This window comes from Hominimerdicola alba, assembly GCF_900112155.1.
Classification (GTDB): Bacteria; Bacillota; Clostridia; order Oscillospirales; family Ruminococcaceae; genus Hominimerdicola; species Hominimerdicola alba_D.
In genome coordinates this window covers 1-23,517 of the sequence record NZ_FOKQ01000034.1, presented here as the reverse complement: position 1 = coordinate 23,517, position 23,517 = coordinate 1, and the positions used below count along the sequence as shown (strand labels likewise).

The 23,517-nt window shown below is 47.5% G+C and carries 12 protein-coding genes; 9 read left to right on the top strand and 3 right to left on the bottom strand.

Annotation, left to right across the window (positions count from 1 at the left end; genetic code table 11):
- Window positions 1-244 precede the first annotated feature (244 nt).
- From BM265_RS15295 to nrdR, 4 genes are all read left to right on the top strand, one after another.
- A complete protein-coding gene (locus tag BM265_RS15295) occupies window positions 245-2,356 on the top strand; it encodes an efflux RND transporter permease subunit (protein WP_074962877.1) in 2,112 nt (703 codons plus the stop codon).
- A 33-nt stretch (window positions 2,357-2,389) separates the two neighbouring features.
- Entirely contained in the window at window positions 2,390-6,037 is a 3,648-nt protein-coding gene (locus tag BM265_RS15290; protein ID WP_074962876.1) for a YhgE/Pip domain-containing protein, read from the top strand.
- Between the two features lie 421 nt (window positions 6,038-6,458).
- Entirely contained in the window at window positions 6,459-9,569 is a 3,111-nt protein-coding gene (locus BM265_RS15285) for an HD domain-containing phosphohydrolase (RefSeq protein ID WP_074962875.1), read from the top strand.
- A gap of 156 nt (window positions 9,570-9,725) precedes the next feature.
- A complete protein-coding gene (gene nrdR / locus BM265_RS15280) occupies window positions 9,726-10,172 on the top strand; it encodes a transcriptional regulator NrdR (protein WP_024856039.1) in 447 nt (148 codons plus the stop codon).
- A 91-nt stretch (window positions 10,173-10,263) separates the two neighbouring features.
- Here the strand turns inward: nrdR and BM265_RS15275 are convergent, their stop codons facing one another.
- On the bottom strand, window positions 10,264-11,523 hold the full coding sequence (locus tag BM265_RS15275; protein ID WP_074962885.1) for a glycoside hydrolase family 27 protein: 1,260 nt from the start codon (window positions 11,521-11,523) through the stop codon (window positions 10,264-10,266).
- A 193-nt stretch (window positions 11,524-11,716) separates the two neighbouring features.
- Between BM265_RS15275 and BM265_RS15270 the strand changes: the two genes are divergently transcribed.
- Window positions 11,717-12,598: a serine hydrolase domain-containing protein gene (locus BM265_RS15270; protein ID WP_074962874.1), complete on the top strand. Its 882-nt coding sequence runs from the start codon at window positions 11,717-11,719 to the stop codon at window positions 12,596-12,598.
- A gap of 132 nt (window positions 12,599-12,730) precedes the next feature.
- On the opposite strand, the gene BM265_RS15265 is transcribed toward BM265_RS15270, so the two are convergent.
- Entirely contained in the window at window positions 12,731-14,467 is a 1,737-nt protein-coding gene (locus BM265_RS15265; protein WP_074962873.1) for a putative bifunctional diguanylate cyclase/phosphodiesterase, read from the bottom strand.
- Window positions 14,468-14,964: 497 nt separating this feature from the next.
- A complete protein-coding gene (locus tag BM265_RS15260; RefSeq protein ID WP_074962872.1) occupies window positions 14,965-16,344 on the bottom strand; it encodes a vWA domain-containing protein in 1,380 nt (459 codons plus the stop codon).
- A 342-nt stretch (window positions 16,345-16,686) separates the two neighbouring features.
- Between BM265_RS15260 and BM265_RS15255 the strand changes: the two genes are divergently transcribed.
- The 4 genes from BM265_RS15255 (at window position 16,687) to BM265_RS15240 (ending at window position 23,393) form a co-directional block, all read left to right on the top strand.
- Window positions 16,687-17,355 (top strand): polyphosphate polymerase domain-containing protein, encoded by a 669-nt coding sequence (locus tag BM265_RS15255; protein WP_074962871.1) that lies wholly within the window; start codon window positions 16,687-16,689, stop codon window positions 17,353-17,355.
- Between the two features lie 21 nt (window positions 17,356-17,376).
- Complete coding sequence (locus BM265_RS15250) at window positions 17,377-18,048, top strand: DUF4956 domain-containing protein (RefSeq protein ID WP_074962870.1); 672 nt, start codon at window positions 17,377-17,379, stop codon at window positions 18,046-18,048.
- A gap of 12 nt (window positions 18,049-18,060) precedes the next feature.
- Complete coding sequence (locus BM265_RS15245) at window positions 18,061-20,391, top strand: CotH kinase family protein (protein WP_074962869.1); 2,331 nt, start codon at window positions 18,061-18,063, stop codon at window positions 20,389-20,391.
- A 269-nt stretch (window positions 20,392-20,660) separates the two neighbouring features.
- Window positions 20,661-23,393: a glycoside hydrolase family 9 protein gene (locus BM265_RS15240; protein ID WP_074962868.1), complete on the top strand. Its 2,733-nt coding sequence runs from the start codon at window positions 20,661-20,663 to the stop codon at window positions 23,391-23,393.
- Window positions 23,394-23,517 lie beyond the last annotated feature (124 nt).

Below are 23,517 nucleotides of genomic sequence, written 5' to 3'. Positions count from 1 at the left end.
ACTTCTCCTTTTCAGAGCAGTACCAGATATTATCTGTTTTCAATTATATGATATTTAGAAATTTTTGTCAATAGGTCAAAATAAACAGCATCGATAAATGACCATCAGTCATTTTGTTGATATCTACAAAATTATGACCAGAGGTCATTTCAACTATTGACCATTGGTCATTTTAGTGCTATACTTGCATATGATAGAAGAAATGACTGAGAGTCATTAAATTAGCAAAGAAAGGAACGGTAGTATGAAAAACTTCGGTAAGGCAGTGGTAAGACTGCGTATACTCATCGTAATACTGGCATTTGTGCTTGCGGTGCCTGCGGCGATAGGTATGCTGAAAACAAGGATAAACTACGACATACTCTCATATCTTCCCGAAGATATCGACACGATGAAAGGTCAGCAGATAATGCTGGACGAATACAGCAAGGGCGGTTTTGCACTTGTGGTAGTTGAGGGCATGGAAGACAAAGACGTAGCCGCCCTTAAATCGAAATTCGAGAAAGTGGATACGGTCAGCGAGGTGCTTTGGTATGACAGCATAGCAGATATCTCCATACCGAAAGAAGTTCTTCCGCAGGAAATTTATGAAGTGTTCAACAGCAAGGACGGCAAATCAACAATGATGGCTGTTTTCTTTGACAAGGCTACCTCAGCGGACGAATCACTTGAAGCTGTTGTTGAGATGAGAAAGATAGCAGGCAAACAGTGCTACATCAACGGCATGACCGCCATTGTTGAGGACATTAAAGACCTGACGATGAAAGAGACCACAGCATACGTTGGTATTGCGGTACTGCTGACAAGCATTATCCTTGCAGTGACTATGGATTCACTGCTTATACCTGTATTCTTCATGCTGAGCGTCGGTCTGGCGATACTTTACAATCTTGGCACAAACATTTTCCTCGGACAGATAAGCTTCATCACACAGGCGCTCACGGCTGTACTTCAGCTGGCGGTAACGATAGACTACTCAATATTCCTCTGGCACAGCTACAAGGAGCAGAAAGAGAGATTTGCAGATAAATACGAGGCTATGGCAGAGGCGATATCCCTGACGATATCCTCTGTAGTATCAAGCTCGGTAACTACCGTTGCGGGATTCCTGGCACTGTGCTTCATGAGCTACACTCTGGGTCTTGACATGGGCATAGTAATGGCAAAGGGCGTTATCATTGGTGTTATATGCTGTGTAACGATACTGCCTTCGATGATACTGGTATTTGACAGACTTCTGGAAAAGACCATTCACAGAGATATTATTCCCAGCATGGACAAAGCTGCCGATTTCATAGTAAAGCATCACGCGGCATTCGTGGTACTGTTCATCGCACTGCTTATCCCCGGAATTTACGGACAGACTCACACAGACGTTTACTACAACCTTACAGATACTCTGCCTGCTGACCTTAACAGCGTACTGGCAAACACTAAGCTTCAGGAAGAGTTCGATATATCTTCAACACACATTATCATGTGCAGATCAGATCTGAAGCGCAAAGACGTTATCAAAATGACAGACGAGATGAACGAGGTAGATGGCGTAAGCATGACCATTGCTTTCGATACACTGATAGGTTCATCTATCCCCGAGGAAGCTATCCCCGAATCTGTAAGCGGTCTGCTTAAAAAAGGCGAATGGCAGCTGATGCTGGTTGGCTCGGATTACAAGGTCGCTTCTCCGGAGGTAAACGCGCAGGTGGATAAGCTGATAGACATACTTAAAAAGTACGATGATACAGGCATGGTAATAGGCGAGGCTGCCGCAACAAAAGACCTCATAAGCATAACAAATCGTGATTTCACAGTTGTTAACACAGTTTCCATCGCGGCGATATTTGTGATAATCATGATAGCACTGAGGTCGTTCTCACTGCCGATAATTCTGGTGGCAGTCATCGAATTTGCCATAACTGTTAATATGGCAGTTCCCTGCTTCACTCATACAAAGATACCTTTTATAGCATCGGTAGTTATAGGCACGATACAGCTGGGTGCTACTGTTGACTATGCGATACTCATGACCACCCGCTACAAGCAGGAACGCGTATCGGACAAGGACAAGACTGAAGCTGTAACGATAGCACTTGCCACCTCGATGAAATCCATAATGGTAAGCGCACTTGGCTTCTTCGCATCGACTTTCGGTGTGGGCTTGTATTCAAGCGTTGATATGATATCCCAGCTCTGCACGCTGATGTCAAGAGGCGCTCTGATATCCATGGTAACGGTTATATGTGCTATGCCTTCGATGCTGCTGCTTTTCGACAAGGTGATAATCAACAGCACCATAGGCATGAAAGATACTGCAAAACGCGAGAGCGGTTACAGCAAGCCCGCTCTGAACAGTTAACAAAAGAATTCACATCAAAAAGGAGATATAGTTATGAAAAAGTACGGCAGATTTTTAGCAGGTGTCCTGGCAGTTCTTATATCAGCAGGTTCAACAGGATTTTACGCAGTTGCAAATAAAGATGAATCTTCAAAGTCGAATGATTCTTCTAAAACTTCCGACAAGGAAAGTTCGGAAGATGATGATTACAAGTCCCCTGAGCTAAAGAAGCGCGACAAAAAAAAGTCGGACGAAACAAAGACATCTGACGGCACCACCACCCGCAAGGAAGAGACAGTTTACGTACTCACCGATGCAAACGGTAATCCCACCAAGACAATTGTCAGCGACCATCTGGTCAACCCACAGGGGCTTACAACACTGATGGATATGTCCACACTGACCGACATCGAAAACGTGAAGAACGATGATACTTTCTCAGGCAGCGGACAGGATATGCAGTGGAACACTTCGGGCGGAGATATTTACTACAAGGGCTACACAAATGCGGCTCTCCCTGTTGAGATAAAGGTAAGCTATACCCTCGACGGCAAGAGTATCACCCCCGAGGAACTTGCAGGCAAGAGCGGCAAGGTGACCGTAAGATATGATTACATCGACAATTCGACTACCACCGTCAAGATAAACGGCAAAAACGAGACTATATGCACCCCTTTCCTGATGGCTACGGGCGCACTTCTGGACGGCACTAAATTTAAGAATATTCAGGTGACTAACGGCAAACTGGTATCCGACGGCGACAGACAGGCTGTTATCGGCTATGCACTGCCGGGACTGACATCAAGCCTTGGTCTTGATGATAAGGACGATATCGGCATACCCGAGTATTTCGAATTCACTGCCGATGTTACAGACTTTGAGCTGAAAACCGTATTTACCGCAGGCACTAACAGCTTCTTCAACGATATCGACTTTGATGGCATTGACAAGCTCGATGAGCTTGAAGAAAAACTGGGAGAACTGGCTGACGCAGTAGATCAGCTCTCAGACGGTACAAAGCAGCTTTATGACGGCACAAAGGAACTCAACAAAGGTATGGGAGATCTGAAAGACGGCGCAGATCAGCTGGCGGACGGCGGCAAACAGCTCAATGATGGTGCTGTATCCCTGGCGGACGGTGCAGGCAAACTGGCTGACGGCACAAAAACTCTTGACAGCGGCGCAGGAGACCTTGTGAACGGTATAAAGAGTGCCAAGGACGGCGGCGATCAGCTGGTAGGCGGTTTTGCACAGGTAAATGACGGTGCGGCTCAGCTGAAAGACGGTTCTGCAAAACTGGCAAGCGGTCTTGGCGATGCAGATACAGGTGCAAAGACTCTTGATGAGGGCGCAGCTTCTCTTGCAGACGGTGCTGCCAAACTCAACGACGGCATACAAAAAGTTGCCAGCGGATCCGGCGCACTTGCAGACGGCACAAAGGCGCTTGATGACGGCGCACAGTCTCTGGTTGACGGCATAAAGGCTGCAAAGAACGGTTCTGCACAGCTGGTTGAGGGCTTCATTCAGGTTAATTCGGGTACTTCCGACCTCAAAGCAGGTACGGCACAGCTGGCGGCAGGTCTGGAAGATGCAGACGATGGTGCAGCAAAACTGAAAAACGGCGCTGATCAGCTAAAAAACGGTGCGGACACCGCAGCAGCAGGCGCAGAGTCCCTGAAAGAGGGCACAGCATCAGCGAAGGACGGTGCAAAGGCTCTGGCTGATGGCGCTGAAACTCTGGACGAAGGTATCAAGTCTGCCAAGGATGGTTCTGCAAAGTTAAAGGACGGAACTGCTCAGTTGAAAGACGGAGCCGGCGAACTGAAATCGGGTACTGCAAAGCTTGCTGAGGGTATAGGTTCTGCCGATAAGGGCGCGGCAGATGTTCACAGCGGTGCAAAGAAAGTTGCAAAGGGCACAAAAGACTTAGCTGAAGGTGCTGCAACCCTTGATTCGGGAGCGGCTAACGTAGCAGCAGGCTCTTCACAGCTTTCAACAGGCGCGGGCTCACTGAGCACATCGGCAGGCACACTTTCCGCAGGAATATCATCTTCCAAGGCGGGTTCTGCAAAGGTGCTTGCAGGAGCACAGTCCCTTTCGGGCGGTATTGATACACTCGCCGAGAGCGCAGCCGCTATCCCCGGTAAGCTGAACGGTGTTTCGGATTCAATGACCACCGCGGCAAACGGTCTTTACTCTTCGATAGAAAGCAACAAGCAGGTACTTGCAAGTCTTCAGCAGATATACGCTTCCAACCCCAGCGACGATATTGCCGCTATGATAGGCACTATTCAGCAGACCATTGCTTCTCAGGAGCAGATAGCCGCAGGTCTGGCAGATGGTTCTTCACAGATATCAGCTGACACCACCGCGCTGACAAACGGCATCGAAAGCCTTAAAACAGGTGCATCTGCTCTGGTCAATGGCGCAGAAACTCTCGATAAGGGACTTGCAACTCTCGATGAGGGCGGCAAGGCTCTGGCAGAGGGTGCAGGCAAGCTTTATACAAGTTCAAAAACTCTTGCTGACGGCGCCGCAAAGGTTTCCACTGGTGCGGCAGGTCTGAAAGCAGGCAGCAGTGAGCTTCTGACAGGCGCCAATGCACTTTCCACAGGCGCAGGTTCTCTCTCTGCGGGACTGACTTCCGCATCCGCAGGTGCTAAGAGCGTTGACAGCGGTGCAGAAAAGCTTAAGGCAGGCATTGAACAGGTTAACACAGGTGCTGTGGCTCTCGATGAGGGTCTGAGCAGACTGTCATCAGGTTCGGGCGACCTCAGAGTTGGTGCGAACACTCTGTTTAACGGTATCGCCGCTATTGATACCGGTACGACTTCACTTTCCGAGGGCATCAAGGCTCTTGCAACAGGCGCAAGCTCACTCAGCGCGGGCGCTTCAACACTTGCTACCGGACTTCATTCCGCAAATACAGGCGCGGCTGCCCTCGATGAGGGCGCATGCAAGCTTCAGTGCGGACTTGCTCAGCTATCAGACGGCACTACTCAGCTTGATAACGGACTTGGTCAGCTGACCGAGGGCGGCGAAAAGCTGAAAGCAGGCACAGGCACACTGGCTTCAAGCGTGACCGAGCTTGTGGCAGGCGCAGGACAGCTGGCTGACGGCAGTACAGCCGTTGCCGAAGGCGCTAAGAAAGTATCGGGCGGTACGCATTCTCTTGCCGAGGGCATAGCCGCCGCATATAACGGCGCATATCAGCTTGATACAGGTATGGGCTCACTTCAGGGCGGTCTTGGTCAGCTTTCGGATGGTGCTTCTGCACTTGATAACGGTCTGGGACTTCTCTGGCAGGGCGGACAGACCCTCAAAGACGGTACTTACAGCGTATCCACAGGCAGTGCACAGCTTTACGAAGGCGCCGAGCAGCTCTCCGAGGGCAGCAGCACACTTTATGCAGGCATAGCTGCTCTCGATGACGGTGCCGCACAGCTGAAAGACGGCTCTCAGAAGCTGGAAGACGGCGCCAAGAAGCTCAACAGCGGAATGAAAAAATTCCGACGCGAGGGCATCGACAAGATCATCAACGCATATAACGATGATATCACTCCCCTGCTCGACAGACTTGACGCTCTAAAAGAGGCTAGCAAGGCTTACGATAATTTCTCGGGCAAGGCAGCTGGCACCGAAGGCGAAGTCAAGTTCATCTACGAGACCGCACCTGTTGCTGTGGATAAAAAGGACGACTGAGAAAGTCATCTGTAAATATTTTAGATTTCTCCCAAACTCTATTGAACGGCATATTTTCCTCATTCGGCAGACGCTGTGCGTAAGCCGTGTGAGACAAATGCCGTTTGATATGATACACCCTTTCACCCGTTTCTCGAATTGCCGCGAGGAACGGGTGCTTTTTTCGTTAATATATTAAACTTTAAACAAAAATACCATGTTTTCATGCAAATAACTATTGACAGTGCACATATAAATGTGATATCATATACTTATAAATAATTATTCTTTGTAGCGTTACAATTTAGTCACGAATAACTTCGATAAGAATTAGAAAGTAAGGATAAAGATCAGATAAAAGTCTTATACTAATTGATGGATAAAGACCGATAACAGCCGATTTTACCTCCGACTGTCGGTATGATTACGGAGAGTGAGCGATATGAAAAACAAACTCAGCATTATTAAAAGAATATCAAAAAAGCTGCTATGCATCACAGCGTCGGCGGTGATGCTGACATCAGCAGTTATAAGTATGCCTTTCCGTGCTTGGGGCGATGAAATTATTACAGAGGAAGAGCTTTCCGTAGACCCAACAGGCAAGGGAGAGGGCTATTCCACAGTACTCTATGATAATACCTCTGGACTGCCCACCTCGGAAGCCAACGACATAGTTGAGACCAGCGAGGGATTCATCTGGATCGGCAGTTACAGCGGACTAATCCGCTATGACGGCAACACATTTGAGCGAATAGATTCTACAACTGGCATAGCCAGCGTGGTAAAGCTTTTTGTGGATTCGAAGAACCGTCTGTGGGTTGGCACAAATGACAGCGGCGCTGCGGTTATGGAAAAAGGCGAGTTTACTTTATACAACAAGGAAAACGGTCTTTCATCCCTGTCGATACGCTCAATAACTGAGGACAACGATGGCAACATCTATCTTGGCACCACCCAGGGCATCGCTCTGATAGATGAAAACGGAAGTCTTTCGATGATAGACGAACCCCAGCTAAACAACGGATATATCCGTATGCTGAAGCACGGCACCAACAATATAATCTACGGCATTACCATTGAAGGCGCAGTGTTCACACTGGAGAACAAAAGACTGAAAAGCTTCAGCGGTTCCGAAGAACTGGGCATTGAAGATATCCACTCTATACTTCCCGACCCTGACAAGAAAGGTTATGTATATATAGGCACCAAGAACAATGAGGTCTATCACGGCGAACTTGACAAGGGTTTCAAAAATACACCGCATACGGATATTTCACCCCTCAGGTATGTAAACTCCATGTGTACCGTTGGGGATATGCTGTGGGTATGTGCCGATAATGGCATAGGCTTTATAGATAACGGACAATTTACCGTTCTGGATAATATCCCCCTCACGACCTCCATCGAGGATATGATGACGGACTATCAGAAAAACCTGTGGTTCGTATCATCACAGCAGGGCGTGATGAAGATCGTCCCCAATCAGTTCACGGATATATTTGAGAAATACAAGCTTGAAAGCGAGGTCGTATATTCCACCTGCGCCGCAAACGGCAAACTGTTCATCGGTACGAAAAACAGCGGACTTATCGTCCTCAGCAACGGCAGAAAGCTGGAGAATCTGCTTATCACTTCATCAAAAACGGCTTCGGGTGAAGTCTGCGCTGACACCGACCTTATCAGCCTGATGCACAGCTGCAAGATACGTTCGATAATACGCGACAGCCAGAGCAGAGTATGGTTCTCGACTTTCGGTGAACAAGGACTACTGCGATACGATAGGGGCAAGATAGTAAAATTCACTGCGGAAGACGGTATGCCCTCAGAGCGCGTAAGGACTGTCATTGAGCGTTCGGACGGCACATTTGTGGCGGTCTGCACGGGCGGTGCAGCGGTCATCAAGGACGACAAGATAATCAAAGTCTACGATGAAAGCGACGGCATAAGCAACACCGAGATACTCACAGCCGCTGAAAGCGAGAACAGCGACCTTATACTCGGTACAGACGGCGGCGGTATGTTCATAATAGGAAATAATTCCATCATTCACCGCGGCACAGATGACGGGCTTCATTCGGATGTTATCATGCGCATAAAAAAAGATATTTCAAAGGATATCTACTGGATAGTGACCAGCAATTCACTGGCATATATGGATGCCGACTACAACATAACCACGATACAGAAGTTCCCCTATTCAAACAATTTCGACCTATATGAAAACTCCCGCGGTGAGATGTGGATACTCAGCAGCAACGGCATATACGTTGAAAAATGCGAAACACTGCTGGAGAACGGCGAACATTCACCCATATACTACGGCAGGGACAACGGTCTTTCCTGCATAACAACTTCCAACTCCTACAGCGAACTCACATCCGACGGAGACCTTTATATCTCAGGTACCACGGGTGTTGCAAAGGTCAACATCGAAAAGAAATTTGAAAACGTGGAAAGCATAAAGCTCTCGGTACCATATGCCGAAGCTGACGGAAAAATGATCTACCCCGACAGCTCAGGAAATATCGTGATACCCTCAACCGTCAAAAAGCTGACGATATACAGCTATGCGTATAACTACTCCCTGGTAAACCCTGAGATAACCTACTGCCTTGAGGGTTTTGACAAGAACCCCGTGACCATGAAGCGAAGCGAGCTTGCACCTGTGGATTACACCAATCTGCACGGCGGCACATACAACTTCGTCATGCAGGTAAAGGACCCCCATAACGGTACCACTAAAGAGCTTGTGGTAAAGATAATCAAGAAAAAATCGATATACGAAAAGCTGTGGTTCATGCTTCTGTGCGCTGCCATCGTGCTGGGTATCATCGTTCTTATAGTCAAAAAGTATATCGAACGCAGGACGGCACGCTTCCTTGAAAAGGAAAAAGAGCAGAAGGCCCTGATCCGTGAGATAGTTGAAGCTTTCGCGAAAGTTATCGATATGAAAGACAAGTATACCAACGGTCACTCCACCCGCGTGGCAGAATATACCATGATGCTTGCCCGTGAACTGGGACTTGATGAAGAGACTATCGAGAAATACTACAATATCGCTCTCCTGCACGATATCGGAAAAGTCGGCGTACCGCCCGAGGTACTGAACAAGCCCGGCAAACTGACCGACCAGGAATTCAAGATAATCAAATCGCACTCGGCACTTGGATATAACACGCTGAAAAATATCAGCATTATGCCCGAACTTGCCATCGGTGCAGGCGCACACCACGAACGCCCAGATGGAAAAGGCTATCCTAAGGGTCTGAAAGGCGAAGAGATACCCCGCGTAGCCCAGATAATCGCTGTGGCAGATACTTTCGACGCCATGTATTCCGACCGTCCCTACCGCAAGCGCATGAATTTCGATAAAGCAGTGTCCATCATGAAAGAAGCCAAAGGCACTCAGCTAACCGAAGACGTGGTTGACGCTTTCCTAAGGCTGGTGGATAAAGGCGAATTCCGCGCCCCTGATGACAACGGTGGCGGCACTACCGAGGATATCGATAATATCCACAAGCGTTTCAACAAGGAAGCCGAACAGAAATCCTGACGTAACAAATGCTTACAAATCGAGCAGGGCGCTCACGGTGTCCAAAAAAATTCATACTAAATTTGCAAAACCTCTTGAAATTTGAAAATTTCTGTGTTATAATGTAATACAGAGAAAAAAAACGTACATCATTGACCGGAATAAGGAGTTATTAAGATGAGATGTCCCTTTTGCAGCCATGAGGATACAAGAGTAATAGATTCAAGACCCAGCGAGGGCAAAAAGCGCAGAAGACGTGAATGTCCCAAGTGCGGCAGACGCTTCACCACATATGAGGTAGTTGAAAAACCGCTGCTGATGGTCTACAAAAAGGACGGTTCATTTGAGCCGTTTGACAGACAGAAGCTGATAAAGGGCTTGCAGAACGCCATAAAGAAGCGTCCTGTCAGCGTTGAGCAGGTAACAAACCTGGTGGATGATATCGAGAACACTTATGCCAACAAGATGCAGACTGAGACCACCACCGGTGAGATAGGTGACATGGTGCTCAGCGGGCTGAAAAAGCTGGATAATGTGGCTTATGTGCGTTTTGCTTCGGTGTATAAGGACTTCAATGATGTTGATTCATTTATACAGATAATCTCCGAGCTTTCCGAAAAGTGATCTTCGGGCAATAAATTGTTTTCTCATTAAACTCAAATAAAGACCGACGAACGCCCTGCATAGTGTTGCAGGGCGTTCGTCGTTGTATGTATTATTTCAGCAGAAAAGCCGCCGCACCGTGGGGAGAAAGTTCTGTTTTGATACCGTTGCAATGCTCGGTAACAGAACCTGTCCAAAGATCGGTGCAGGTTACGGGGGCATAAATCTCCAAGTCAGCAAGATCAAGTGTGAAACTGCCAGCATTTTCGCCTACATTGAATACCGCCGCATACTGCCCTCCGTCAGCGCACACAGACGTCCATAGGATATGCTCGCTTCCGCCGACTTCCCTGCGCCAAACCATGTGCGCGTGACGCGAAAGCTTGTTCATGCCGATTATAGCGGCATTTGTCAGCAGCATATCGGTGAACTCGTCATTCTTCGTCAGCTCTCCGCCTATCATCAGCGGTGAACGGAAAATACTCCACAGGGTCATCATGGTGCGCTGTTCGTCTTCGGTGAATTTAGTCCTGTTTTCCGGACTGTAATCCTGCAATATCGCACCCACAGGCAGCATATCTGCATCAGGATAATGTCCCGCACCGCTGTGTATGCTCCACTTTTCACACCTTTCAAACATATTATAAAGGGACTGCCAGTTGTCCCAGAAATCGTCGGTAATGCGCCACATATCGGCAGTCTGCTTGTAGAGTTCGGATTTTTCCAGAAGTGCAGGTCCCGGTGAAAGGCTCAGCACCATATCTCTGCCGCAGTTATGCAGACATTTGCTGAGAAGCACCAGCTCGGTTTCCTCGTGAGGAAGCTCGCGGCAGATATCATCGCACTTGATGAAATCAACGCCCCATTCGGCATAAAGTGCGAAAATGCTTTTGTAGTATGCCTCTGCACCGTCTTTGTCGGGATCAACGCCGTACATATCGGTGTTCCATGCGCATATGCTGTTCATCTTTGCGATCTCGCGGGCAGTCTTATCCGTGCCGAGAAGAGCCGTGTCCTTATGGACAGCCTGTCGTGGTATGCCGCGCATAATATGTATACCGAATTTAAGTCCTAAAGAATGGACATATTCAGCTAACGGTGCAAACCCTTTTCCACCTGCCGATGAAGGGAATCTGCCCTCATCGGGGATAAGTCTGGAATATTCATCCATGCAGAGCTCGGTGAAATGATTGTATTCGTGGCTCTTAGCCATTGGTTCATACCACTGTATATCCACCACGACATACTCCCAGCCGTACTGTTTAAGGTGTTTTGCCATATATTCGGCATTCCTGCGGACTGTCTCCTCATCGACAGACGCACCATAGCAGTCCCAGCTATTCCAGCCCATAGGTGGCGTTTTTATCATCATTGAAATACCTCCGTTCTGATATTTTTTTTCAAAGGATATGATAATTATATCATCGCAGAAGTGCAGAGTCAATATACTATCCTGCTAATTTTACAAAGGCTGTTTTGCACAATATGTTAACTGATTCAGTTCCCTTGACTTCCGCCCCAAAAAGCAGTATAATCATTTTAGTTATTTAAAACGGAGGTTTTTCATGTTTGATAAATTTTTTGAAGACGTCGCCGCCGCAGGTATCGAACTGCATGGCGCTCAGATAAACTACCAAGGCAAACCTGTTTTGAAACGCTGTTTTGATGCGGATATCCCCTACCCAGTCTACTCTGCCACAAAGTCCGTGACAGCCGCCGCAGTGCTTATTGCACATTCGGAAAACAAACTTAACATCACGGATAAGTTGTACATTTATCTGGACAAGAAGTACATTGATATCGTCCCCGAGCCTTTCAAGGCGCTGTCTTTCCATGACTTCATGACCATGTCCGCCGCGCCATATCCTTTCCGTCCCCAGGAAGCCGCCGCAATTATCGAAAACCCCGACATGGACGACTGGCTGGCAAATATCCTGCGACTGCCTGTTGATTACAGCGACAGGAGCTTTCACTATTCAAATATCCCCGCATATCTGGTGGGTGCCGCCTGCGAAAATGCTGTTGGCATGAACCTTATGGACTACCTTTCACCGCGGCTGTTTGAAGCCCTAGGCTGGAACAAGATGGTATATCAGACATCTCCTGAAGGTCATTTTTACGGCGCTACCGGTATGGAACTCACGGTAAGTCAGCTGGCAGATTTCGGGCAGCTTTTTATCCGGGAGGGTACCTGGCATGGCGATAAGATAATCCCGCCAGAGTTGATCCATACGGCTACAAGCCCAATTGTCAAAACCGCAAAAGGTGGTTACGGATACTTTTTCTGGACGATGGATACCACCTTTGCCATCAGCGGTAAATGGGGTCAGAGATGCGTTGCCTGCCCCGAAAAACAGCTGTCGGTGACTTACCTTTCGCACCAGCCTGAAAGAAGCGGCGAACTGGCAGATATCGCACAGCGCTTTATTGAGGAATTTCCAAAATAGCTTTGAATCACAAGCAGACCCAGTAAGTGCAAATGTTCCACGCGGAACATTTGTGCGACAAGCATACCAGAGCAATATTAATGCCCCAAAGCATTTCATAACGCTTCGGGGCAAATTTTGTATATAGTAATTTTATGCAGACACCTGACTAAGCACCAGCTTTTCAGCATCTTCTTTGGTCAGAGGTCTGCCCCAGATAAATCCCTGTATGTAATCACAGCCGATATCTTTAAGGGTATCCAGCTGTTCTTCATCCTCGACCCCCTCGGAGATAACATCAAACTTCATGATGTGACCTATGGAGATTATCGCAGCTACATACTGCTTTGAAGATTCGTTGGTGTTCATCTTGTCGATGAAAGATTTATCAACTTTGAGCAGATCGGCAGGAAAACTATAAAGATAACTCAGTGAAGAATAACCAGTGCCGAAATCATCTATCGCTATCTTAACGCCCATCTCCTTGATCTCGTTTATACACTGCAGGGCCTTTTCAGCAGATTCTATCAGCACCGATTCGGTTATCTCTATCTCAAGCATTTCAGGCGGAAGCCCGCTTGATTTCAATATCGACCTGACTTCTTCAAGGAATCCGTTCTTCATCAGATGCCTTACCGATACATTAACACTGAGGGTTATTCTAGCGCCTGTTTTTCTGAAAAGCTCGCCGAAGAATTCCGCTGAACTTCTGAACACTTTCAGATCGACCTTGTCCACCAGCCCGACTTTTTCAGCCACGGGTATGAACTCCGTCGGTGTAAGTACATTTCCCTTTCCGTCATCAATACGAGCAAGGCTCTCAAAGCCCCGCAGTCTGTGAGCCATGTCGAACTGCGGCTGAAGCTCGAAGATTATCGTATCGTCTTCAAGGGCTTTTCTCAGCTTTCGCTCGATCTCCAATGTACGTTCTATCTTCATCAGCTCTTTGGAAAATCTCATGACTTTTTCGCTGCTGTTCATTCTCTTGACTTCATACATAGCAGCATCCGCGTAGGTGAAAAGGTGGTCGCTGATATCTGCGTCATCGGGATAAAGAGCGTATCCGAAACTTCCCCTGACAAACATATCACAGCCATCTATCGTTACCTTTTCTTCCAGAAGACGCTGATAATGCTTGATCGTCGCCAGTATATCCTCATCGTTTTTGTACCCGCGGATTATCAGCGTGAATTCATCACCGCACTGTCTGGTGATAAAATCCACAGTTCCGGTTTCACCATTGTTCGCAGAATTCTTCCATTTTTCAGCGATCTTGACTATCAGCTTGCTGCCAACATCGCGCCCCATAGTATCGTTTATACTCTTGAAACTGTCGAAGTCAATGGATACCACAGCGAATTTCTCACCATCATTCAGCAGTGTTTCAACCAACTCCTGGCTCGCAAACCTGTTGGGCAGACCTGTCATCATATCCGTTACCGCCTGTTCGCTGATATTCTGCTGGAATCTGTCTATCTTTTCATTATTTACATAGATCACAATAACTGCGATGATCGTCAGTATATTCGTAAATGCTCCCGGCAGACTTTGCAGATTATGGTGATTGATTATTCCGTTGACCATCATCGGAAACTGCAAAATCAGGAAAAACAGCGATGTAAGAAAACCTTTTTTGCCAAAATACACAGCCATGAACATGACCGCTATATTCGATATCGCTGAAAACACTCCCGCAAATGCGTAAACACCGATCGTGCTGCCCGCTATACTTAGAACTTTCTGCGAGCCTGCCGATATACCAACTATTGCCGTAGCCCCCAGATACATTACAAGCAATATAAAAAACAGACCCTTCGGCGCTGCTTTTTTACCCAATATCCGTGCAAGCGTATCGGGTATGCTATTGCTTTTCTTCTCTTGCTTGATCATTTAGACCCCCTGTACTTTATACCCGCTCCCCGATGTTCAGTCAGCAACAGACCCTATATTTATTTCGGGGATTCCTTTATAAAAATCTCATTATTCCTATTCAAACAGAGCCGTATCATACACAGAAAAAAACAAAAACTGTATTATGACGGCTTACAAATATTCTGCGAAAAATTAATATCACTTTAGTTCTCCCAATTTTTAACAGTTATGGCAGTAAGTTTCAAAAAGCGTTTTTGTCATGAAATTTTATTATCTCAGTCACGTTCGCAAAATATTCGACACAATTATTATACATCATTGCGAAAAAAATGTCAATTGAATACGGTCTAAACATTAATAAATGTACTATTGTAATATAAATATATGATTAATTAAGCATTCAATCTGTCGTTTTTTTCAGTTTAATATCAATCACCATCAAAAGACCGCCGATATGTACAAATACATATCGGCGGTCGGGGTCAATTTATGCAGTTGAAAACACTTCTTTTATATCAGTCTCTCAGGCTTGTGATATTCCTTACTATGATATCATGCAGAAGCTCAACATCGTAGTCGCCTATGATGGGTTCAAGGTGAGAACCGCCAACGCCTGAATCGTCTGTAAGGAAGATATAGTTGCTGTTTGTCTCGGCTGCTATAGCTCTGCCGAAAAGTTCTGTGTCACGGTCAGCGCCTGAGGATACAACGGGTACAAGGTGTATGCCCTTTGCTGCTGCGGTCTGTACAGCTGCTTCCAACTTGTCCTCTTTGCCGTCATGGGGAGGTGCATCAAAGATAAGGAAAGCTATCTTGTTTGCGCTCTCGCTCCACTCATCGTTGTCTGTTATGGTCTCCTCGAGTATCTCTGCAACAGCCTCGGGGAAATCTCCGCCGCCGGTAGCACTTTCGCGGTTAAGGTCATCCTGTATCACCTTGACATTATTTGTGAACCTATTGCACTTGGTAACATAATCATCGCCCTCATCGCGGTAGAAGTTAACAGAGAAAGTGGTGTGTCCGTCATCGACATCCTCAGCAATAGATGCGAAATCCATCTGGAGATATGCTATCTCATCGCCCATAGAACCTGTGGTATCCAGTATGAACATTACCTGTGTATCGTCGAGCTTTTTGCTGTCCATAGCTTCAAGGGTTACTTCGTTAGTGCCTGCGTCGCCCTGACCGTCATTGCTGTCACCCGTAACTTCTTGCACACTTTCGCCGCACCTTACCTTGGCGGGTTTCATACCATTCTTATAGAACACATAAGCCATACCGTTCTTGTCAGACTTTGCCATCCAGATAAGATTGCCGTCGCTGTCCAGAAGTTCAACAAGCTGCTCACGTGCGGGCTCGCCGTCCTTGGTAACTGTTACTGCTATCCTGTGGGTGGGGTCAAAACCGAACACAGGGAAATTGATAGTGCCGTTCTTTGCAAGATTTGTAAAAAAGCCCCAGTTGTTGTTATCGTTCCACTCCCCTGCTGTAAGCACGAAAGCCTTGCCGTCAACAGCGGTATCCGGCTCACCCGGGAGTATGTCCTCATCACCTGCAAGCGCGGGAGAAGCAGCATCATCGGACTTGGCAGCTGCATCCAGAGCCATACCCTCTGTCGTCATTGCCATATCCGCATCAGCAGCTGTTTCCATCTTCATATCAGCCATCTCGCCCTCATACCCTGCATCTTCGGAAGCCTCAGCTTTCTTTGCAGCTGCTGTTGTTGTCTCAGCGGCAGTTTCAGCATCTGTAACGCTCTTTGTTGTTCCAGATTTTTTAGCTGCCTTGCCGCCTTTGGCTGACGAGGTATCTGCCTGTCCGCAAGATGCCATTGATATGCACATCACCAGAGCCGCTGTCATTGCTGTTATTTTTCTGATATCCATCTTTTTCATAGTTGTTCCCTCCGTTATTGTTTTTGTCATCGGATCTGCGGCTCTCTGCCGCTTACATCATATATACGTTTCGGCAGAAGAGTTTTTTTGGTGTGATTTTTCACAAACATTGATCAGATTTCATGTTGGTTTTGCACAAAGTTGTTTTGCCGCAATATAGACCAAGAACTGTAAAAGCCCCGTAAACAATGGATATGAAGTTAGTATGAGGTAAAATAAACGATCTGACTTAAGTATTTCTTTAAGTTTTATTTTAGTTAAAACGTTTATAATAAAACCCGTAAGAGAGATCCGAGCCGACAGCAGGTCGTTTCGGATAATAAAAACGAAAGGGGTGATAGTATGGACCTCAGACATGAGATAAAGCATGAGATAAATTACTCGGATATGATGACGATACGTCACCGATTGAATGCTGTGGCATATCATGACCCTCATGCTATCGACGGCAAATACTTCATAAGAAGTCTTTACTTTGACAACCTCGCTGACAAGGCGCTGAAGGAAAAGCTGAATGGAGTGAGCATTCGTGAAAAATTCAGGATACGGTACTATAATGGTGATACATCTGTCATACATCTTGAAAAGAAGAGTAAGTTCGCGAATCTCGGAAATAAGCAAAGCGCTCCTCTCACCGCTGAGCAGGCACAGAGAATAGTTGACGGCGATATCAGCTGGATGCTGGATTCACAATATCCGCTGATACGTGAGCTGTATTCAAAGATGTACACCCAGGGCATAGCCCCAAAGACCATCGTTGATTATACCCGCGAGCCTTTCATCTATCCCGCTGGCAACGTCAGGGTGACCCTTGATTACAATGTCAGAAGCGGTATGAGATGTACTGACTTTCTAAAAAGTGATTGTGTTACAGTCCCTGTATCGGAGCTGATAATACTGGAAGTCAAGTGGGACGGTTTCCTGCCTGACATCATAAGAGATGCGGTCGCCCTTGCAGACAGGCACGAGGGTGCATTTTCAAAATATGCAGCCTGTCGTATCTACGGATAATATAATAAAGGAGAATCCACAATGAGCTTCAAAGATATCTTTAAATCAAATTTTCTTGAAAATGTGACCAGTGTCAGCATACTTGATATGGCTATCGCCCTTGTGCTGGCTTTCGGACTGGGTATGTTCATATTCATGGTATACAAAAAGACCTACAACGGCGTTATGTATTCATCCAGCTTCGGAACTACCCTTGTAGCGCTGACAATGATATCCACAGTAGTTATACTTGCAGTTACAAGCAACGTAGTTCTTTCCCTTGGTATGGTTGGTGCGCTGTCTATCGTGCGTTTCCGTACAGCAATCAAAGAACCCCTTGATATCGCTTTCCTGTTCTGGTCCATCGCTGTAGGCATAGTTCTTGCGGCAGGCATGATACCTCTTGCAGTTATCGGCAGCGTGCTCATCGGCGTGATACTTCTTGTATTCGTTAACAGAAAATCCCACAAGAACCCCTACATCGTAGTTATCCGCTGCGACAATCACGACGCTGAAAAGAATGCAAAGGCATTCCTCGACAGCAAGACCGAAAGATGCGTTATCAAGAGCAAGACAGCACAGAAAGGTCTTGTAGAGCTGAACACAGAGATCCGCCTGAAAGACGACAACACCGATTTCATCAACGAGCTTTCCGATATGAACGGTGTTCAGAGCGCGGTTCTGGTCAGCTACAACGGAGATTACATGGGATAAGGACGTGAGATAATGTCGGCAAACAAAAACATAGACAGGATATGCGCTGTTATCACTGTGCTGACGCTTCTCATCACTATACTGTTCTGCAACGGTCAGGCACTTGGTATCGAAGTTAAGGCGACTGCCGCGGGATATGAAGCAAGGCTTTTCGACAGATCAAAAGTGCATACCCTTGATATAGTGATGGACGACTGGGACAGCTTTATCGAGACCTGCGAGAGCGAAGAATACTCAGCCTGCAGTGTTGTCATCGACGGCGAAGCAGTCAAGAACGTTGGTATACGCGGCAAGGGCAACACCTCCCTGAGTTCAGTAAAGAACATGGACAGCAGCAGATACAGCTTCAAGATAGAGTTTGACCAGTACGAAAAGGGCAAGAGCTACCACGGACTTGACAAGCTCTGCCTGAACAATATCATACAGGACAACAGCTACATGAAGGACTATCTGGCATACACCATGATGTACGATTTCGGGGTTGATACCCCTCTGTGCAGCTATGTGTACATCACCGTGAACGGCGAAGACTGGGGTCTTTATCTGGCTGTTGAAGCTATCGAGGATTCTTTCCTTGAAAGAAACTACGGTTCAAACTACGGCGAACTTTACAAGCCCGACAGCCTTAGCTTCGGCGGCGGCGGACCCGGCAACGGCAAGGATTTCAGCATGGGCGATTTCATGAACAAGAATTCTTCCGATGATGACAAGGGCGGCGATGAAAAATTCGATGAAAACGGTGGTTTCGCTCCCGGTAATTTTGACTTTTCAAATATGCCCGATATGGGTGACTTTGATCCCTCACAGATGTTCGATGGTGAAATGCCCGACATGGGCGATATGGGTGATTTTGACCCCTCAAAGATGTTCGGTGGTGAAAATGGCGGCAAAGGCGGTTTTGGCGGATTCGGTATGGGCAGTGACGATGTAAAGCTGAAATATTCCGATGATGACGAGGACAGCTACAGCAATATCTTCGGCAATGCCAAGACCATAATCGACACCGCTGACAAGAAGCGTCTTATCAAATCCATCAAAAATCTGACCGAGCAGACCGATATCGAAAACACGGTAGATACCGAAGAAGTCATCCGCTATTTCGTGGTACACAACTTCCTCTGCAACGGCGACAGCTACACAGGTCAGATGATACACAATTACTATCTGTACGAAAAGGACGGTCAGCTTTCGATGATACCCTGGGATTACAACCTTGCCTACGGCACATTCATGGGCGGAAATGCATCTTCAAGCGTTAACGCGCCTATCGATACACCCGTATCAAACGGCATGGAAGACAGACCTATGATATCATGGATATTCGATAATGAAGATTACACAGAACAGTATCACGAACTGTTCAGCGAATTCGTAAACAGCACAGACTTCGCGGCGCTTGTAAGCGATACCGCTGAGATGATAGACAAGTACGTTGAAAAAGACCCCACCAAGTTCTGCACCTATGATGAATTCAAAAAGGGTGTTGAAGCAATAAGCGGCTTTTGCACACTGAGAAGTGAGAGCGTAAAGGGTCAGCTGGATGGCACTATACCTTCCACAAGCGAAGGTCAGAGCGCTGACAGCTCCGCACTTATCGACTGCTCTTCCCTGAACCTTTCAGATATGGGTTCAATGGGTGGAAACGGCGGCGGATTCGGCGGCAAGGGTATGCCCGATATGGGCGGCTTCGGCGGTTTTGGTTCAAAGGACAAGAGCTCCGATGACAGCACTGATAAGAGCACCGAGGATTCCTCCGCTGACAGTTCATCTGCCGAACTCCTCAGCAGTGTAAAGGTACTGAATACTCCCGCACCCGCAAAGGCGGCTAACCTCAGCGAAAAGAAGTCCCCGAGCGGTAAAAGACCCGAGGGCTTCGACCCAAGTAATATGCCTGAGGATTTTGATCCTTCAAATATGCCGGATGGCTTTGATCCAAGCAATATGCAGGGCGGTTTCGACCCGAGCAATATGCCGGAAGACTTCGATCCTTCAAATATGCCTGAAGATTTTGACCCCAGTAATATGCCCGGCGGATTCGGCGGAAAGGATAAGCAGACAGACACATCTGACGAAAGCAAAAATACCGAAAAGCCGTCAGAAAGCGAAAGCACTGAAAATGAAGATACTGCCAAAGAAAAGCAGAACGACCGTCAGGGCGGCATGATGCAGCGTCCCTCGGGCGGCGATGACAAGAACGCAGGCGGCAGAATGCCCCAGGGCGGAGAATTCTCGCCTAACGGCTCAAACGCAGGCAGCCGCACAGTACCACTGGTACTTGTAGGTGTATCCGCAGGTGTCCTGTTATTCGGACTGATATTCGCTTTCAAGTTCAAGAGAAAATAACTGAGGTGTAAAATGAGCAGAACGATCAAAGAAAATTTAGGCTTTATGACCGAGCTCGCTGCCTATCTCACGATAGCGGCGCTGATAGTGATGAATCTGTAAATGATGCCTGAAATGCAGGGCAAGGATAATTCCTTGTCCTGTTTTTTTATGGTGAAACGGCTTGCAGTATATCGCGCGAGGTCTTTACAATCCGAGGATAATATGTTATAATAAATGGCATGGGTTTGCAGAAATACTGCGATATTAGGATATGGAGGTATATTAAAATGTTTACACGATCAGTGAAACGGGCAGTGTCTGCTTCGGCGGCAGCTGTCTGGTTATTGAACATCGCTGCACCCCTTGGGGTAATTGCGGGTCAGCAGCTCGGGCAGACGGATTTCGATGGCGGCGTAGGTCTGCCGTGGCACATTTGCGAATCGAGGACTGCTGAGATGGAATTCGATATCTCGGACGGCAAATACAAGATCACCATAGTAAACCCCGGCGGACAGTCCAAAGGCGGCGAAGACAGATGGGACTGCCAGTTCCGCCACAGAGGTCTGAAGATCGAAGCAGGACACCAGTACAAAGTCTCCTACGAGATAACACCATCAAAGAGCGGTAAGTACTACACCAAGATAGGCAATCTGGACGGTGACGTTGAGGTGTGGCACAATATGTCCAACGGCTACGACCTTGATGCTACATGGGATCCAATTCAGATAAGCGCCAAGGAGACCAAAAAGGTGGAGCTTACATTTACCGCAAGCCAGTCCCTTGACGTTGCCGAATGGGCTTTCCATCTGGGCGGTGACGGTCAGTACACCCCAGGTGGTTGCTTCCCTGCTGGTACTGAGATAACCTTTGATAATATGTCCCTCATCGACCTTACAAGCGATGAGAACGATTATCAGTTCCCCGAGGAATGGCAGCGCGCCGATATCCTCACCAATCAGGTAGGCTATTTTGCAAAGCGCGAAAAGAAAGCCACCCTCCTCTGCACCGATAAAGATGATATCGGTTTTGAAGTGGTGGATGATTCGGGCAAGACCGTTTACGAGGGCAAAAGCGAATACTTCGGCTACGATGAGGATTCCGAGGACACGGTGCATATCATAGATTTTTCAGAACTTGAAGAAAGCGGAACATTCCATATCGAAGCCGACAATGGTGCAGTCAGCCGTGATTTCAAGATATTCGCCCCCGATGAGGTCAGCGATTACTCGGCACTGCTGTATGATTCCCTGAACTATTTTTACCAGAACAGAAGCGGCATCGAGATAGAGAGCGAGTATATCAGTTCAGGTGATAAATCAGACCTCTCCCGTGCAGCAGGTCATACCTCCGATGATGCCGAGATTCAGCACACATGGGGATACAGCGCCACCAGCGGCAGGGTCGATGTAACTGGCGGATGGTACGATGCAGGCGACCACGGCAAGTACACCGTCAACGGCGGACTTTCACTGTGGATGCTCCAGAATCTGTATGAGTTTTTCATATTCACTGGAAATGATGATATCTTCGCTGATGGCTCAATGATCATCCCCGAAAGCGGAAACGGCTTCCCTGATCTGCTTGACGAAGCAAGGTGGGAAATGGAATGGATGTTGAAAATGCAGCTGGATACCAGTGAATACGCGGGCATGGCTTACCACAAGGCTCACGATGAGACCTGGACGGGTCTTGGCGTAGCACCTGCAGACGATGACAAGAACAGGATAATCAAGCCCCCCACGACAGCGGCAACGCTGAACCTCGCAGCCTGCGCGGCACAGTCTGCAAGGCTTTGGAAAGAACTTGATGAAGATTTCGCTGACACCTGCCTTGAAGCCGCTGAAAAAGCATATGCGGCTGCAAAAAAACATCCCGAGATGTATGCTCCCCTTGATGAGAGCGTTGGCGGCGGCGCTTACGGCGATAACGATGTTACCGACGAATTCTACTGGGCTGCCATGGAGCTTTATGCCACCACAGGCGACAGGGATTACCTGAAAGACGCAGAAAAGTCCGAGTACTATATGAATGTGCCTGTAACCATGGGCAGCGGCGAAAGCGTTGACAGCGCAGGAACTTTCGACTGGGGCAACACTGCCGCCCTCGGTACATTCACCGCTCTGCTGAACGAGAACAAATTCGATGATGCTGACGAAGCCGAAAAATCACTGAAAAAAGCTGCTGACCATTATATTGAGCTTGAAGAATCACAGGGCTACGGTCTCCCCTATGCCCAGAGCACCCTCAGCTACAACGACAGTGACAAGGGCTATCTCTGGGGTTCAAATTCCTTTGTGGCAGATAATGCCATAGTCCTTGCATATGCAGCGGTACTCAACGAAGACGACAGCTACACCGACGGCGCACTTCAGGGTCTTGACTACCTGTTGGGACGCAACGCTATGGACTACTCCTACGTTACAGGATACGGCAGTCACACCACAGAAAATCCTCATCATCGCTGGTGGTCAAATCAGATAGATGACAAATTCCCCAAAGCACCCTGCGGCGTACTCTCGGGCGGACCTAATTCGGGTATGCAGGATCCCTGGGTAAAGGGCATGGGCTGGAAGAAAGGCGAGATAGCTCCCCAGAAGTGCTATGTTGATTCAATAGAAGCCTGGAGCTGCAACGAGTGTACCATCAACTGGAACGCTTCTCTCGCATGGCTGACAGCTTTTTCGGCACTTAATGCAGATATAAAACCCGGCGAAGGCGGAACCGATATAGGCAAAGAAAATGACGGCGGCGATGCGAAATCAACCGAAAAGTCCACCTATGACGAAGAGGAAGCTGACAAGAACAAGGCAACTAACAAAGCCAGAAAGTCCAGTACCGAAGACACCGCAGACGATGAAAATGACGGCGATAAAAAATCTTCCTCTGCTGATTCCGGAAAGGACAGCAAAGCACTTTACATAGCCCTCATCGCAGGTGCAGTGATAGTGCTTGTGATAGCTACCGAAATATTCCTCTACAAAATGGCAAAGCTTAAAATGCAGAACAAACCAAAAGAATAACACATCAAGAGGCTGTTGCAACCGCAGCACCCTCGAACCATATCCGAACATCAGAGTAAAAAAACATATTAACTGGTGAAATAAGCTGTTTCAGAGCGCACACCCCCAAGCCCTCTTCAAAAAA

What these genes read in the sequence shown, in the direction of transcription:
- BM265_RS15295 (WP_074962877.1), top strand. Translation starts at nt 245, where the DNA reads ATGAAAAACTTCGGTAAGGCAGTGGTAAGACTGCGTATACTCATCGTA.
- BM265_RS15290 (WP_074962876.1), top strand. Translation starts at nt 2,390, where the DNA reads ATGAAAAAGTACGGCAGATTTTTAGCAGGTGTCCTGGCAGTTCTTATA.
- BM265_RS15285 (WP_074962875.1), top strand. Translation starts at nt 6,459, where the DNA reads ATGAAAAACAAACTCAGCATTATTAAAAGAATATCAAAAAAGCTGCTA.
- nrdR (WP_024856039.1), top strand. Translation starts at nt 9,726, where the DNA reads ATGAGATGTCCCTTTTGCAGCCATGAGGATACAAGAGTAATAGATTCA.
- BM265_RS15275 (WP_074962885.1), bottom strand. Translation starts at nt 11,523, where the DNA reads ATGATGATAAAAACGCCACCTATGGGCTGGAATAGCTGGGACTGCTAT.
- BM265_RS15270 (WP_074962874.1), top strand. Translation starts at nt 11,717, where the DNA reads ATGTTTGATAAATTTTTTGAAGACGTCGCCGCCGCAGGTATCGAACTG.
- BM265_RS15265 (WP_074962873.1), bottom strand. Translation starts at nt 14,467, where the DNA reads ATGATCAAGCAAGAGAAGAAAAGCAATAGCATACCCGATACGCTTGCA.
- BM265_RS15260 (WP_074962872.1), bottom strand. Translation starts at nt 16,344, where the DNA reads ATGAAAAAGATGGATATCAGAAAAATAACAGCAATGACAGCGGCTCTG.
- BM265_RS15255 (WP_074962871.1), top strand. Translation starts at nt 16,687, where the DNA reads ATGGACCTCAGACATGAGATAAAGCATGAGATAAATTACTCGGATATG.
- BM265_RS15250 (WP_074962870.1), top strand. Translation starts at nt 17,377, where the DNA reads ATGAGCTTCAAAGATATCTTTAAATCAAATTTTCTTGAAAATGTGACC.
- BM265_RS15245 (WP_074962869.1), top strand. Translation starts at nt 18,061, where the DNA reads ATGTCGGCAAACAAAAACATAGACAGGATATGCGCTGTTATCACTGTG.
- BM265_RS15240 (WP_074962868.1), top strand. Translation starts at nt 20,661, where the DNA reads ATGTTTACACGATCAGTGAAACGGGCAGTGTCTGCTTCGGCGGCAGCT.